The organism is Flammeovirgaceae bacterium SG7u.111, from assembly GCA_034044135.1.
Taxonomy (GTDB): Bacteria; Bacteroidota; Bacteroidia; order Cytophagales; family Flammeovirgaceae.
Genome location: CP139021.1, coordinates 4,707,691 through 4,723,577, shown reverse-complemented (window position 1 = coordinate 4,723,577; position 15,887 = coordinate 4,707,691). Strand labels below are relative to the sequence as shown.

11 protein-coding genes and 3 pseudogenes are annotated in these 15,887 nt (G+C 40.2%); 2 read left to right on the top strand and 12 right to left on the bottom strand.

Translation table 11 applies throughout. From position 1 onward, the window contains the following. Positions 1–218 precede the first annotated feature (218 nt). The 4 genes and pseudogenes from R9C00_18510 to R9C00_18495 all read right to left on the bottom strand — a co-directional run bounded on the left by R9C00_18510 (position 219) and on the right by R9C00_18495 (position 5,405). Positions 219–1,064, bottom strand: a pseudogene (locus R9C00_18510) (IS3 family transposase). Between the two features lie 492 nt (positions 1,065–1,556). Further along, positions 1,557–3,251, bottom strand: coding sequence for a hypothetical protein (locus R9C00_18505; protein ID WPO33695.1), 1,695 nt, complete (start codon positions 3,249–3,251; stop codon positions 1,557–1,559). Positions 3,252–3,258: 7 nt separating this feature from the next. Beyond that, positions 3,259–4,632, bottom strand: coding sequence for an MBOAT family O-acyltransferase (locus R9C00_18500; protein WPO33694.1), 1,374 nt, complete (start codon positions 4,630–4,632; stop codon positions 3,259–3,261). Between the two features lie 497 nt (positions 4,633–5,129). After that, entirely contained in the window at positions 5,130–5,405 is a 276-nt protein-coding gene (locus tag R9C00_18495) for a hypothetical protein (protein WPO33693.1), read from the bottom strand. A gap of 427 nt (positions 5,406–5,832) precedes the next feature. Here R9C00_18495 and R9C00_18490 point away from each other — a divergent pair. Further along, positions 5,833–6,678 (top strand): annotated as a pseudogene (locus R9C00_18490) (IS3 family transposase). Between the two features lie 48 nt (positions 6,679–6,726). Here R9C00_18490 and R9C00_18485 read toward each other — a convergent pair. The 8 genes and pseudogenes from R9C00_18485 to R9C00_18450 all read right to left on the bottom strand — a co-directional run bounded on the left by R9C00_18485 (position 6,727) and on the right by R9C00_18450 (position 14,512). Next, positions 6,727–6,822: pseudogene (locus R9C00_18485) on the bottom strand (IS200/IS605 family transposase). A gap of 73 nt (positions 6,823–6,895) precedes the next feature. Continuing rightward, complete coding sequence (locus tag R9C00_18480) at positions 6,896–7,744, bottom strand: IS3 family transposase (GenBank protein ID WPO33692.1); 849 nt, start codon at positions 7,742–7,744, stop codon at positions 6,896–6,898. A gap of 49 nt (positions 7,745–7,793) precedes the next feature. Next, positions 7,794–8,105, bottom strand: a complete 312-nt coding sequence (locus R9C00_18475) for a transposase (protein ID WPO33691.1) — start codon at positions 8,103–8,105, stop codon at positions 7,794–7,796. A 730-nt stretch (positions 8,106–8,835) separates the two neighbouring features. Then, positions 8,836–9,915, bottom strand: a complete 1,080-nt coding sequence (locus tag R9C00_18470) for an iron-containing alcohol dehydrogenase family protein (GenBank protein WPO33690.1) — start codon at positions 9,913–9,915, stop codon at positions 8,836–8,838. 83 nt (positions 9,916–9,998) lie between these two features. Next, entirely contained in the window at positions 9,999–11,192 is a 1,194-nt protein-coding gene (locus R9C00_18465; GenBank protein WPO33689.1) for a DegT/DnrJ/EryC1/StrS family aminotransferase, read from the bottom strand. Positions 11,193–11,409: 217 nt separating this feature from the next. Continuing rightward, the gene (locus R9C00_18460) at positions 11,410–13,299 is read right to left on the bottom strand and encodes a hypothetical protein (protein ID WPO33688.1); all 1,890 of its coding nucleotides are present in this window, start codon (positions 13,297–13,299) and stop codon (positions 11,410–11,412) included. Positions 13,300–13,339: 40 nt separating this feature from the next. Beyond that, positions 13,340–14,011: a hypothetical protein gene (locus R9C00_18455; protein WPO33687.1), complete on the bottom strand. Its 672-nt coding sequence runs from the start codon at positions 14,009–14,011 to the stop codon at positions 13,340–13,342. Next, on the bottom strand, positions 14,012–14,512 hold the full coding sequence (locus R9C00_18450; protein ID WPO33686.1) for a T9SS type A sorting domain-containing protein: 501 nt from the start codon (positions 14,510–14,512) through the stop codon (positions 14,012–14,014). A gap of 534 nt (positions 14,513–15,046) precedes the next feature. Here R9C00_18450 and R9C00_18445 point away from each other — a divergent pair. Beyond that, entirely contained in the window at positions 15,047–15,874 is an 828-nt protein-coding gene (locus R9C00_18445) for an energy transducer TonB (GenBank protein ID WPO33685.1), read from the top strand. Positions 15,875–15,887: the final 13 nt, after the last annotated feature.

The following is a 15,887-nucleotide window of genomic DNA, read 5'->3' as shown; positions in this document are numbered from 1 at the left end:
AAGAACTTATATTTCAGTAGGTTAGCAAAAAAAAACTCACGTTAATTTTAAGAATCGACTCATTTGTTTTACTTTTTTTGTTGTGGGGACAACTTCATAAAAGTAAACATGGGTCGATATTTCTACTAGGGTAAAACCCGTGGAACGGTCTCTGACCACGTCCATAGGACGTGGATTTTTACAGGGGCATTAGACAGGATCGGTTTTTTAATAAGGTCTTAATTGATTAAATAATTCATGGAAGGTATTGGCGGTTCAATAGATGGATGCTCCCTTTCATGATTGTAATAATAGAAATAATTCTTGAGACCTTCAGCCAGTTGAGTCCCATTCGCAAAATCATGCAGGAATACATACTCATATTTCACAATCCTCCATAGCCTTTCTATGAAGGCATTATCGGTAGCCCTGCCTTTTCCGTCCATACTCAACTTGGTCTTGCCCACCTCAAGGACCGCTGAGGCGAATACGTCCGAAGTATATTGGCTTCCTTGGTCGGTATTGACAATCTCAGGCTTTCCCCAGCTACTGCATGCCCTTTCAAATACTTCCGCACACCATCCAGCCGTCATTGTATTGCTCAGCGACCAGTCCAGTACGAAACGGGTAGCCACATCAATCCATGCGGCCAGATATAGATACCCCCCTGACAGCCCGATGTATGTGATGTCCGTCTGCCAGGCTTGATTGGTCCTTTCTATCTCCATGCCTCTAAGCAGGTAGGGACAAACCTTGTTCCCCGGTGCCGGCTTTGAAGTATGGGACCCGGAAAGTATTGAGCTGAGTCCCATGACCTCGTAGTATAAGCGGCTGACTTTCTTGAGGTTGGCATTGATGCCATGTACCCTCTTCAGCCAAGTGCGCATCCTGCGTGGCCCTTTGTCTGGGCGGACCAGATAGTGCTCACCCATCAGGCGCATGATCCTAAGATTCATGCCGCTTTCTGGGACAGGCTGGTAATAAAGCCTCCCCCTATTTATCCCGAGCAGCTGGCACTGCCTGACCAGACTCAAATTCTCCGAACGGCTGATACCCCGCAATTTTGCCTCTTGGCACATCAGTCGAGCGTTTTTTTTAGAAACTCATTCTCTACCTGTAGCTTGCCGATAATCCGCAGCAAATCGTCTTGGGCTTTCTCGTTTTCCTTTGAAACTTTGTGCCTACTGTTTCCATGCTCAAATAGCACATCGCTCTGCTCAAGCAGAATCTCCTTCCATTTCTTTATCTGGGAGGGGGCACCTTGAACTTCTGTGCAATCTGGGGAATTGTCAGGTGTTCCTTGACTGCCTCAATGGCTACCTGCTTCTTGAATTTGGTAGTGTAACTTTTTCGCTTTGCCATAATCGAATATAAAGTTTTTTCGGACCTTATTCAGTTGTTCGATTTTTGGGGTACACTACACCGCATCACAGATGAGATGGAGAATGAATATTTAGAACACCATTGCAAGGATAATGAATGATAGCGAAAATTCCAACTTTATGTTGAAATAAGAGTGTGACTTTCAGTCCCTACTCACAAACCTCTGTACTTCCAGTACAGAGTGGTTTAGTTCCTCATTCTCCTATTTTTTCTATCATTTGTCTCTCAACAAATGCATCGATAACAATATCTGGATTAACTTTTTTAACCATCTCAACATCAAAGCGAGATCGTATATATATGACGTCCATAAAAGTCTGAGACAAAAAAGGCTCTAAACATGTAGAATATGAGTCTCCAAAGAACAGAACTTTACGTCTTTCTTTAGCATTAGGATTTCTAGTTATTATTGATCTAGCAGGAAATGAAATAGTCGATTCTTGAGAATATGTTAATGATTTATCTCGTAATCTTAAGGAGGGGATTTGCTCTTTAAATACAGTATTATTACTAAGACCCAATATACCCACCAAATCTCCTTTTTTAGATTCTTCCCAAGAAATAGAATAAGAATCTAAACCAATCGGGGCAACATTGATTAAAGGTTTACTTTTTTCGAGGAAATTGTAGTAAGCAAAGTATCCACCTAATAGATTCCAATGAGTATCTAGCTTTTTGTATATTTGATAACTACTCTTTTTATCAATCAAAGCGGACCTAATATCTATAAAGTTGATATTAACATCTTGCTCAGTAAAATATTCAATTAATTGGTCAGCCAAACTTAATGTATCTTTCACTTGCATCTTCATCGCCAATGGAAGTTTTTCTGGATAAATACTATGCTTATTAGGCCAAAAAGCAAGTAAATAGTCTATTCCTTCTTTTTTCAAATCTACTTTTCTTTTTTCTAATCTATTTTTCAAAACTATAAGTTGCTCAGCAGTCAATAAATTTGAATGAGTATAGCTTTCAAAAATACTTTTCTTATTATAAAATAACCAACCATCTTTACCTATCATTGTCTCGTTAGGATTATTGGAGGTATTAAATATAATCGCTTTAAACTTTGACCCTAGGCTAATTAAGTGGTCTCTAAAGCCGAAATTATCATTAAAATAATTTTCAAATCTATAAGCATATTCTTTAGATACTGAAAATTCCGGTAATTGACTTAACTCTCTTTTTTCTTGGTTTTCGATATCTGGGGAAATCGAGAATAATTGATCAATGATTGGCATCAATAGAATAATGAAAAACAATAAAATAAATAAATACTTTGATAAATTGACTATAGAAATATGCAAAGGGTTTATTACTAAAATAGTTGTAAACAACAAAGTGAATAAAAACGCATACAAAAATGGATAATCGACTACTTGATAAGGTACAAATAATGATTGCATCTTGCTACTCATATCATCCGAGATGATATAGGGATCATATCTGTTAGAAATTATTTTAGTAGTTAAAATATTATCATTTCGCTCTAGGAAGGGATTGACTCTAAATACTTTCCAAATCTCGTCGCCTGTAAATTCAAAAGATCCTGAATTTGTATAGATTGAAATTGAGTTCAATCCAATTTCTTCTTGTGAAGAATTAATACCTAGGTCAATTCTAAATTCAGTAATAGAATCAATTTCAGGTAATTCAAAAATAATTTGTTGAATAAGTTCACTTCCTTCAACTTTCATTCTTTTAGAGTTAATCTCCTGAATTTGTCCTCCTTTTAGTTTATAAAAAACCTGAAACACATCATCTTTCTTGAATTTACCTTCCAGAGCAACATAAGAATTTGTAGGAAGAGAGCGAAAACTGCTCAAAAAGAAACCAACTAAAATTGTAATAGTAAAAAGAATACTAAATAAGAATGCGAATCTACCCATGATAATATTAAAAACGGAAGTAAATAAATGGATTATAGCTAGATTGCGCTAATTCAACTAACACCAGAATTAACAAAAAGAGATAACTAAGTGGTTTTAAAAATAAATTTATAGAGTTCAGTCTTTTCCAAATAAAAAAATTGATTCTAAGCTTCATCTCCAACCATAATCTAATTGGTGTGACAAAAATAACACCAGTCAATAGCATCAATAATGTATAATTTGTTAAATACATTATTGGTTCATAATTATTGCCATTATTGAATCCAATCATGGTACTTAGATAATATATAGAATCAAGCAAATTGTCGGTCCTAAAAAACACCCAAGCAACAAGAACTACTAACAGCAAATAAATATGCTGAATAAATCTAGGAAACATTTTGACGTTGATAATATTATTCCGCTCAAGAATTAAGAAAAGACCATGAAATAAACCCCAAACAATAAAATTCCAACTTGCTCCGTGCCAAAGGCCCGTCACTAAAAATACGATAAAAAGATTCCTATATGTAATCCATTTACCAAGTCTATTGCCTCCTAATGAAATATAAAGATAATCTCTAAACCACGTAGACAATGAAATATGCCATCTACGCCAAAAATCCTGAATGGATCTTGAAATATAGGGATAGTTGAAATTCTCCTTAAAATTAAACCCTAATATTTTGCCAAGTCCAATAGCCATGTCAGAATAACCTGAAAAATCAAAATAAATTTGAAGCGCGTAACAGATGATTCCCAGCCAGCTGACTAACGTAGGTAGTTCGTTGATATTCATTTCAAATGCTTTATCTGCAATTAATGCTGCAGAGTTAGCTATTAAAACTTTTTTTGACAATCCTCTAATGAATCGAAATAATCCATCGGAAAACATAGATAAATCAATTTTGCGATTTTCAATTTCCATTGCGATGTCATGATATCTAACTATCGGACCAGCAATTAATTGAGGGAATAATGATATATATAATCCTAAATGAATAGGGTTCTTTTGAACCTTTGTATCATTCCTAAAGACATCTATTAAATAGGATATTCCTTGAAAAGTAAAAAAAGATATACCAATCGGAAGCAAAATCTCTTTGAAGTTAAAGTTTTCAAAATTGACTAAAATTGACAGGTTATCAATGAAAAAATTAGAGTATTTAAAATAGAATAAAATTGACAGATTTGCACAAATGGCTAACGCCAATACTATTTTTGCTATTTTCTTGTTTGATAATTCAGATATACCAACGCCTGCTATATAATTTATATAAATAGAGCCTAACATTACTAATACTAGTATACCTTCTCCCCATGCATAAAAGAATAAGCTGACTAAAAGTAAAAAACTATTTCTTATTTTATTTGAAAGTAAATAGTTTACTATTATCACTAGGGGCAGAAAAATGAATAGAAATATTGTAGAACTAAAAACCAAAGCTATTTTTTTAAATAAACACGAAGTGCAAAATTATTATAATTATTTATAATATCCCCAAATTGTAGTCTTAAATTAACCGCTTTTTTAAGCGATATTCATCACTTCAGATAGCATGCTGACAGTCAAATATATGTAATGTTTTAGCGTTATGGAATCCCCGCCAAATCTTTGATTTGACGGTTTGAATATTATATTTGGAAAATCAATTTGGCTATTTGCAGCTTGCAAGTGTGTTGGTTTAAAGGCGCACGCTGCATAGCCAAACGCTAGCGAATATTATGTGAGACCAAATATGGCTGAGAATAAGACAAACATACCTGACTTAGAGACAGAGAAACTTCAACTTGAAATTGAACACCTCTTTCTTATCGAACCGCACCGCCACCATCATCCCGTAGGAAAGAGTCCCTCTGTGCGGGCATCCTTGTTCTTTAGGTCGGAAACATAACTTAAAGAATCTTCCACTTCAAAATACACGAGGTTGGGTCCTTCAACAGATCGGCATACGCCTTGGCAAGCTTGGCGTCTATTTCTTCTTGAGGATAGCCCGCATCCAGAAATACATTGCGGTAAGCATCTGTTTGCCAAGCTCCTTTGTTCCATGGGTCTATTTTCCACCTTGTATCTTCCACATCGCCTTTGCAGTCATCCGTTTCAATGGCTGTGGGTGTACAAGAAAACCAGATGGGAGTGAGGGAGATAAGAAGTAGTGCTAGTTTTTTCATATTCATATGCTTATAATTTATTTGTTCTAATGAATGTATCCCCGAAAAAGCCTGAAGGGCTGACATATTTATAGAAAATGCTAATTGATTTGTAGTGTACCCCAAAAATCGAACAACTGAATAAGGTCCGAAAAAACTTTATATTCGATTATGGCAAAGCGAAAAAGTTACACTACCAAATTCAAGAAGCAGGTAGCCATTGAGGCAGTCAAGGAACACCTGACAATTCCCCAGATTGCACAGAAGTTCAAGGTGCCCCCTCCCAGATAAAGAAATGGAAGGAGATTCTGCTTGAGCAGAGCGATGTGCTATTTGAGCATGGAAACAGTAGGCACAAAGTTTCAAAGGAAAACGAGAAAGCCCAAGACGATTTGCTGCGGATTATCGGCAAGCTACAGGTAGAGAATGAGTTTCTAAAAAAAACGCTCGACTGATGTGCCAAGAGGCAAAATTGCGGGGTATCAGCCGTTCGGAGAATTTGAGTCTGGTCAGGCAGTGCCAGCTGCTCGGGATAAATAGGGGGAGGCTTTATTACCAGCCTGTCCCAGAAAGCGGCATGAATCTTAGGATCATGCGCCTGATGGGTGAGCACTATCTGGTCCGCCCAGACAAAGGGCCACGCAGGATGCGCACTTGGCTGAAGAGGGTACATGGCATCAATGCCAACCTCAAGAAAGTCAGCCGCTTATACTACGAGGTCATGGGACTCAGCTCAATACTTTCCGGGTCCCATACTTCAAAGCCGGCACCGGGGAACAAGGTTTGTCCCTACCTGCTTAGAGGCATGGAGATAGAAAGGACCAATCAAGCCTGGCAGACGGACATCACATACATCGGGCTGTCAGGGGGGTATCTATATCTGGCCGCATGGATTGATGTGGCTACCCGTTTCGTACTGGACTGGTCGCTGAGCAATACAATGACGGCTGGATGGTGTGCGGAAGTATTTGAAAGGGCATGCAGTAGCTGGGGAAAGCCTGAGATTGTCAATACCGACCAAGGAAGCCAATATACTTCGGACGTATTCGCCTCAGCGGTCCTTGAGGTGGGCAAGACCAAGTTGAGTATGGACGGAAAAGGCAGGGCTACCGATAATGCCTTCATAGAAAGGCTATGGAGGATTGTGAAATATGAGTATGTATTCCTGCATGATTTTGCGAATGGGACTCAACTGGCTGAAGGTCTCAAGAATTATTTCTATTATTACAATCATGAAAGGGAGCATCCATCTATTGAACCGCCAATACCTTCCATGAATTATTTAATCAATTAAGACCTTATTAAAAAACCGATTCTGTTTAAAAATGGGGGACACATCATTGCCCGTACTCGATGCCCCGTACCCCACCACTGCCAAAAAATGCCTGCCCCAATAACGTTTATTCAGCTCTGGAAACTCTTGTTGCAACAAACGAGAGACGCCCCCTCAACCGCTTTATTGTTTTAACCCCTATAAAACAAGAGTAACCTTTTAGAATCGGGTTAAAAATTCAAGCGGTTTTTTTTCTGGGCAATATCAAGTGTTCACAGGCTTCCCATTTCTCGATAGGTGTCACCTTTCCCAACAGCCCATGCAGCCTGTCGTGGTTGTAGAAATGCACATACCTCTTCAAGACCTGCTCTATTTCCCCAAAGGCCGTATACTCTACCCTATCAAAAACATCTTGTCTCAATATGCCATGATAGGCTTCTATATGGGCATTTTCTTCTGGGGTGGCCACATGGGTGAACTCCTGTCCCACGCCTACCAAGCCCAAGTATTCCCGCACCCGTGTAGCTATAAACTGGCTTCCGTTATCGCTCCTGATGACCACGTTGCCAGGACATTCATATTCCTCCAACACCGCCGACAAGAAGCCGATGACCTGCTCTTGCTTGATACTGAAGGAGAACATGCCCCCCAATATCCTGCGGGTATGTACATCTATGAGCGACAACAGATAGGCGTTTTTCCCCATGGCAGGTATCCATACCATCTTGATATCCATTTCCAGGCATTCCATGGGCCTAGAGGTCTTTACCTTCCTGAACTCCACAAACTTGCGGCCGGCGCCGCCCCTGTCTATCCTGTCCGCGGTTTTTAAGAGCCCTGCCTGTTTCATGATCCTGTATACTTTCTTATGGTTGATGCGATAGCCCCCTTTTTGTAGGTAAGAGGCCATCAGGCGATAGCCACAGTCTATAAATTCATGTCCCAAAATGGCTTTGATAGACCCCAAGACCTCCTGTTCCCCTACATATCCCTTTGTTTGGTGATAAGTCTCCACAGAGGGCCTGTTCCCTTTCCTGCCCCCGCTAGGCTTGTGGTAATATAACTGCTTTCTGCCAGGCCCGCCCATTTGACGAGCTTGGCCTTGCTTGTCTTATAGCGCCCGTAAAAGCTGTCCACTAAATCTTTCTTGGATCGCACGTCCCAAACTTTTTTTTTAAGAGCTCCCGTTGTACCTCCAGTTCTATCTCCCTGTCGGCGAGCAACTTGCGGAGAAGCCTGTTTTCCTCTTCTGCCTGTTTGAGTTCCTTGCCCTTGACCTGGTAGTTCGCTTTTAGCCCCGCTTCACCTTGGTGTTCGAATTTCTTCTTCCAGCTATAGAAAGTGCCCGTGCTTACTTTCCGCTGGCGGCAGGCTTCTAAGATGCCTATTTCTTCCGATAGCCTTAGAATCTCCAGCTTCTCTTCTAGTGTCCATTTCTTGTATTTCATGGTTCAAATCTATTGTTTTGAAGTCTAAAAGAACACTCCAACCTTATTGGGGGCTAAGATAATTTCCTGCTCTTTTAATTGTAGAAAAGCGTCAATTTAGTGCCAGTTTGATTTTTTATAGAAATTGAATTGTAGCCAGTATGCCATTCAACCTAATAAAACGTTCCGTAATGTTTAATATCAGTTGGTTATCCGTAACTTTTAGAATTAGGGTAGGTAATTCATTGTCTTTCTATGATTATAGTATTTAAGGAGCCAGAATTCAAGTTGTTCCTTTATTTTCTTTGCCTATTTTTCGAATATGTCTATTCTCTAAGATAAATTGTTCGCTAATTCAAATGGTGGCAATTATCATCAGTCCTATAGTAGACTCTTCAATCCTCTACCTTCAAATATTTACTTCACTAAAAATTTCTTGCATTTTCCTTCTATGGTTAAGGAATAGATTCCTGAAGATATTTCCGTAAACTGAAGAGTGAGAGTTTGTTTTTCCTGTATCGAAAGATTGTTTTAGGATAGGGACCTTTTGTCCTTGAAGGTTATAGGTTTCTAAAAAGGTGTAGGCAAAAGTTACTAAAATAAGCCTTGGCCTTTTGACGCTCGAGTTTTAGGGGAAATTGGAGAAGAGTTGAAAGGCTCCTAAGAATCAAAAATAGAATAGATCAAAAAAATACCCCATGTCTTGGCATGGGGTATTTTTTGATCTCTAACTTCTGTCCTCTAACCTCTATTACAGTCTTCTGAACAGCGCTTCTATATCTTTCAAAGTAAGTTTCTCCTCCCAATCAGGACCTATTGCATGCGTCCACATGTGCCCAAGTTTGTAAGAAACTTCAGCCATTTGGGTGATTTGCTCATCCGTCCAAGTTTTTGCTAGGTTCTGAGGTATTTCCACTTGGTTGTGGGCTACCATTTCCCTAAACTCTTTTACTCCGTCACCATAAAAATCTTCCAACTTATCGAAAGCGATGCAGTTGGCAATGCCGTGACGGTAGCCAAATACAAAAGATAAACCGTAAGAAAGTGCATGGCAAGCGCCTACTTCAGAGTAAGTTAAGCTCAATCCGCCCATCAGCGAAGCGACCATCAGTTTGTCATCGCCTTCGGGGCTTTGCCCACCGCCAGGTCTCAAAAACACGTCGCGGCAAAGTTCCAGCGATGCTTGTGCATACGCCGAGCTAAAGGCATTTTTGAATGTACCCGTTTCCGATTCTATACAGTGGATGTACGTATCCATGCCTGTGTAAAACCACTGGTTTCTTGGGGCATTGTAGATCAATTCCGGATCTAACACTATTTGGTTGAAAGGAGTCCATTCGCATTTCAAGCCCAATTTTTTTTCAGGACCAGTCACTACCGCAGTAGTTGAGCACTCGGCACCAGTTCCCGAGAGGGTAGGCACGCCAGCATGGTAGATTCCCGGATTTTTCACCAAGTTCAAACCTTGGTAAAGCGAAGAAGAACCATCGTTGGTAAACATAAGCGAAGCAGCTTTGGCAATGTCCATAATGCTACCTCCACCTATTCCGATGAGGCCCGAAGGAACGCCTTTCTCGCTTTTTACTGTATCGCGAATAGTATCCACTTGTACCGTAGTTGGCTCGTGTTCGTCAACATCTACAAATAAAACAACGTCTTCAGGTTTGGCAGGAACACGATCGGCAAGAGGCTTGCCTTCAAAATATTTGTCCACTACAAAGACCATGAAATTATCATTTTCAGCCCTTATAGGTGCTAAAATATCGTCCAGTTGGTTAAAGCTGCCTCTACCGTAAACAACTTTATCTACGTTTTTTAAAATCTTGTGCATGATGTAATAAGGTAAATCTAATGTCAAATAGTAGTAGAGAGAAGGCATGCCTTCTCTCTACGATTTGGAATGTTATCTTCTTTCTAAAGAACAGCTTTTATCGACTTCACCATTTTGCCAGCCAACTCTTCCATTTCGGCTTCCGTCCATGTGCAACGGATACCTAAAGAAATCAATCTGCCAACTACTTCTTGAGATTTAGGCAAGTCAAGGTTGTTGTAATCTTGAGGTGCGCCTAGGTGGTGGATAGGGAGTTTGTACGGAGTCTTCAAGTTTCTCAAGTGATCCCACTGGTTGATGAAGTGGTACATGTTTGTGTACCAATAGTTGCATCCGCCAACGCCGTCTTCTTTAAACTGCGCCATCACTTTTTGCGCTGTTTCTGTATCGGGCAAAAAGAAGTTAAGGAACGTTCCAGAATCTCCTTCAGCATCGGGCATAGGGCGGAAAGTAACGCCATCTACCGTTGCCAACTGTTCTTTTATATAAGCCTTGTTTTTTCTGCTTTGCTCGCGGATGTATTCCACTTTTCTCATTTGAGCCAAACCAACGGCTGCATGCAACTCGCTAAGTCGGTAGTTGAAACCAACGATTGGGTGTTGCTCCATTCCTCGGTTATCGCCAATGTGGTCGTGCCCGTGGTCAGAGAATTGTTGAGCTATGTTGTAAGCTTCTTCGCTATCGGTGATGAATACGCCGCCTTCACCAGCTGTGGTGATTTTGAAGAAATCGAAAGAAAATGCACCAGCTACACCAAAAAGGCCAACTGATTTTCCTTTGTAAAAAGCGCCAAGTGCTTGACCTGCATCTTCAACCAAAATCAAATTATGCTTGTCGCAAACCACTTGGATTGCGTCCATATCAGCCGCAGCACCGCACATGTGTACCAGCATTACCGCTTTAGTATTAGGCGTAATAGCTTTTTCTATTCCTTCAGCTGTGATGCAAAGATTTTCGTCTACTTCGGCAAAAATAGGAAGCGCACCGGCGTACATTACCGCCTCTACCGTGGCTATATAAGTAAATGGTGTAACTACCACCTCATCGCCGAAGCCAAGGCCTGCCGCTGCCATCACGCAGGCAACTGCCGTAGAACCGCTGGTAACGGCATGGGCATATTTCGCACCGGTAAATTTCTTCACTTCTTCCTCTAGCTCTTTGGCTTTCCAAATGCCTTGGCGAGGCTCGTCGTGGTTATATCTGAACAAAATGCCGGTTTCCAGCACGTCCATTACTTCTTTTTTTTCTTCCGCACCAAACAATTCGGTTCCTGGCATAACTTTAAAGTTTTTTTATTGATAGGATATGATTGTAGAAAGACATTGGAAGTAAAAGATCAGACAAAATTCGCTTGCCTTACTTTCACAGTCTGCTCTTCTCGTTTCTCTCGCCCAAAATTAAGAAAAATGTTTGCTTTCCCCAGTAATCTTTTAGAGGCTTGGTGAAGTCCATTAAAGAAAAGATTGTAACTAGTGTAAAAGAAGTTGAGGATCATCAATCCCTCAAATGTTGCAAATGTCTTTTTTCCAATGATTGCCAGAGCGTAGGCATGTATTTCCCGCTTCGCATATTCCTGAGTGCTTCGGTCGGATTTTCAATGATCGACTTCACTTCTGGATAGTTGCTCACATCCACATTTTTACTTGCAAAAAAAGAATTCAGATCAGCCATGGTTTCTTCAAAAATATACCCATAGTCGGTTAGCCATTTTTCAAATTCTTGATCTGAAATAGCTGAAAAAGTCTTTCCATTAGCATGCGACTCTGCTAATTGTTTGGAGATTGAAAGTGTGCTGGAAGTATCGGTTGTAGAGATGGATTGAGTTGTTGTTTTGGAAATAACTTGAGGGGTTTCAAGTGTGTCTCCTGCAAGCATCGCCATTATTTGATCAATTTGCTGCTGCATGGCTTGGAGTTGTTTTTCTTGCTTGGCAACTACTGCGGCCAAGTCGTTGGTATTGATCCCCACGGCTACATTAACGAGGCTGGTGAAAGCGTTTTGAGATTCGGACCAAGCAATGCCAATTATTTTGTTGTAATCCTCAACTGTCATTTCCGAAGGAGATACAGCAACCCCAATTCCATCATTGTTTTGGGAGGGTAAGATGTAATCTCCAACAGCTACTTTTCCTGCTACTCGCACTGGGACTTGCCCTATAAATGCAACTTTTTCGTACTTAGTTTCCTCTTTTTGTTTGGGTAAATTTCCCACGACTATCGGGTTGGTGGAAATAACCATAAGATGATCTGCATCTGCTGTATTTTTAGAAATTTTTCCACCAATTACGCCCACCACTTCTCCCGGTAGGAAGGTTTCGGAAGGATCATTTTTCTCCAAAAACTCAGCATAATCTGCTCCACCACTTTCAAAAGCTATACCTATGGAAGTTTCTTGGTCTATTATCCATTCGGTATAATGTGCAGTTTGTAAGCCTGCGTAGGCAGAAACTGCGGCTGCTTCGGCAGGACCTGAAGGAAATTGTGCGGCAGCAGCAGCAGCTTCTGCTACAGCAGCTGCTACGTCAATGCCCTGCAAGGTAATGTCCCAAATATAACGAAAACTATTGTGTAGCTCACTGAGAGTCTGTCCTTCTATTCGACCTTGTACGCCAGCTGCATCCATAAATGTCAAGAAGTTTTTGCCTGAGTTTCTAGTTCCATTTACCTTAATTGCTACCCCTTGGTTGCTGCCTTCCACCCGTAGGGGGTAAGCTCCATACGAGGTTTCGCCTCCAGTTAGGGAAGTAGAGATGGTTACCTGGCCGTTTAGGTTGGTCTCTTTGCTAACATTTAGTTCATTCAGGTTTGAAGCTCCATCCACATTGAGTATCCCTGATAGGTTGCTCGTGCTTTCGTTTGTTACGTTTAGCGTGTTGTTTAGTGTGGTAGCCCCTTTTACATTTAAGGAACTATTGAGCGTAGAGGCACCATCTACTATGAGAGTGCCCGTAGCAGTAATGTTGCGGTGAAAGGCATAGGGGACGAAGTACAAGGCTTGCTCGCTAAATTGTTCAAAGATATTCCCATTTTCTTCCAAACTGATTTCTACTTTCAAATTTTTTGGTAATCCGTTCCAGTCGATATTCGTAAAATTTCCAGGGCTTTCAGCAGTAATTTCTCCTTCAGCAATAATCACATTGATCATCCCATATTCATCTGTAGATGTGTTTTGTATTTCTTGGTATTCAATAGTGCCTGTTTCACTTATGATGGTAAACCTCAATGAAATGGGCGCATTTTGCACAGCCGGTCCGTCGATATCGATTCCTGGTATCTCTAGTTCATTTGCGCTGGCAATAAACGCCTGGTAGCTTATGCCTTGCGATTGGGCAAAAACGGAAGTCGAAAATGGTGCTAGTAAAAGAAGAAATAGTAGCTTTTTCATAGGTATGCGTTTTACAGATATTGGGTAAAAGAATGCTTACTTATTTGTGATTGATGCCAATGAGGATGCCGAAGCTAAACTGATGGGTAAGAATGCTGAGTTCTTCCTGATCGTTGGAGTTGCTGGCAATTATAGGGAAGCTTTTTCCAAACATATACTGCCCATAAATGGAAATGTCTTCAGAAAAAGAGTAGTTCAAACCACCGCCACCTCTTCCAAAAAAGAAGGGTTTATCAAATTGTTCCACTCCTGCAAGGTCATAGGTGTCGTTGTTGATCCGTTGTGTTCCACTCAGCATGAATTCTCCAGAAAAGGAAGCTTTCAGGTAGAGGATAAGGCCCTCTCTATCTTTTACAAATCCATTCATTTGATTGAAGAAATCACTGATATAAAAGAGATTATACTCCAATCCAATATTTGTCCCCAAGTAAGCCATTTCCCAGTCAAGGGAATAGTTTTGCTCAGTTCCTGAAGCTCCATATTGAATATAAGATAGGGTAGGGACGATGTTTAGGTTTTCGGTGAAGATATGGAGTTTATAGCCTGCCTCCATGTACAAATCGTTGTTTGGGCGAAGGTTTTCCAGCTTTTCTCCTTTTGAATTTTTATAGTCAAAAGAAGATGTGGTGTTGCCCATGCCCATAAAAAACTCTTGGGCAGTAGCTGTGAAAACAATCAATGAAAAAAGAATGGTAAGAGAAATTTTTAACATCTACTTCTTTTGTATTTTATGAATAAAAAGACTGGAATTACTGTGTAGGTGGAGGATGTACTGCCCTGCAGGCAGATGGTTTAATTCTAAATCTAGGGGTCCGTTATGGGCATAGTTATGTGTGTAAATTATGTTTCCAAGTATGTTATAGACTTTTATCACGGCTGCTGAAGAGGTATCAAATGTGGTTTCGACCGTGAGTGTTCCTTCAAATGGGTTGGGGTAAACTATTAGGGATGAATTGGGCGTTCCGGCTGATAAAGAAGTAGCTCTTGGACTGAAAGGTTGTAAAAAACCTTGAAAAATTGCCTTTTTACCAAGCATGGCTGTTCCAATCACTCCTTTTTGACCTATACTTTGTTGTATGTAAAGGCGCTGCTGGCTTGAGGTAGTTTTGCCAGAAAAGCCTGCCATGCCCACAGCAGACCTTTGAAGGTAAACTGATTGGCCGTACATACTGGTCGTAAACAACAAGAATATGATCGTGCCGATAGATTTCATCTTTGCTTGATACATTAAGTGACGAATGATTAGCCTTTGTTTAAAGTTAAACTAAGAATGACCTCAAAAGAGGGAGTTGAGAAGATAGAAAATTGGTCGAGTACGATGTGTTGATTTTATAAAGCTAATAAAAATAAGGTAAACAGTCATGCAGAAAAATAGGCTTGTATAAAAATTCTACCAATAGCTTAAAAACGACTACGGATAAAACATTACAAAAGTTTCAAATTGACATGATGTATGTCATGTGTTTTTCGCTGTTTGTAGGCTTCCTTTGAAGAGGCTTTGGTTAGCTAGGCGAGATTTTAATCCCGATCATTTTTTGTAGTCGTGATTTTTTTAAAAAGAACTCCCTTCAAGATGCCAAAAAGGCGGTTTTACTATTTTTTTGAAATTATTTTTTGTCTGCCTTGTATCTTTTTTCTAAAGCTGCATTACACTATCGAAAATGTTCTCTAAAGCGTTTTTTTGGACGTGAAAAAGCGAATTAAAACTATACGACAAAATTTTTTTTACAACTAAACTATTTTTAAAATGGTAGAATTTCTCCACTCAATCGGTCTGCTAGGTGTAGTAGGTATTTTTGTGTTCGGGGTAATCGGAATGATCTTTCTTCTGCGCTATCTGTTGAAAATTAATGGGGCAAAGGATATAGAAAGTATAGATTATTCTGACCCGCTAATCAAGAAAGTGCCATCGGCAGACATTAATAAGTACCGCCCGCTTATCAGAAACGCAGGTATGATTTTCAGTCTTGCTTTGGTTCTTGCGGCATTTGAATTTCCAGATTATGATGAAGCTGAGCTGGTAGACCTTGGTCAACTAGACGACATTGCTGAGGAAATGATGGAAGTACCTCCAACTGAGCAAAAACCACCTCCACCACCAAAAGTTCAAGCTCCTGAAATTGTAGAGGTGCCTGACGAAGAAGAAATTGAGCAGGAGATAGAGGTTAACCTCGACATGGAAGCTGATGAAGAAACCATCATCCAGGAAGTAGAGGTAATGGTAGAAGAGGAGCCCGAAGAAGAGGAAACTGCTGACCAGATCTTCGAAATAGTAGAAGAGGGTGCAACTCCAAAAGGTGGTGTTACTAAATTCTTACAGTGGGTTGGTAAAAATATCAAATATCCTGCACAAGCGAAAAGAATGGGTGTAGAAGGGAAAGTATATGTGCAGTTTGTGGTTGATACCGATGGCTCGCTTACTGATGTGAATGTGATTAGAGGTATAGGCGGTGGCTGTGACGAAGAAGCTGTTAGGATTTTCGAGAAAGCGAAGAAATGGTCTCCAGGTAAGCAACGTGGTAGAGCTGTTAAGCAAAGAATTGTATTGCCAATCAACTTTAAGTTGGCGAAATAACATACAAACACAT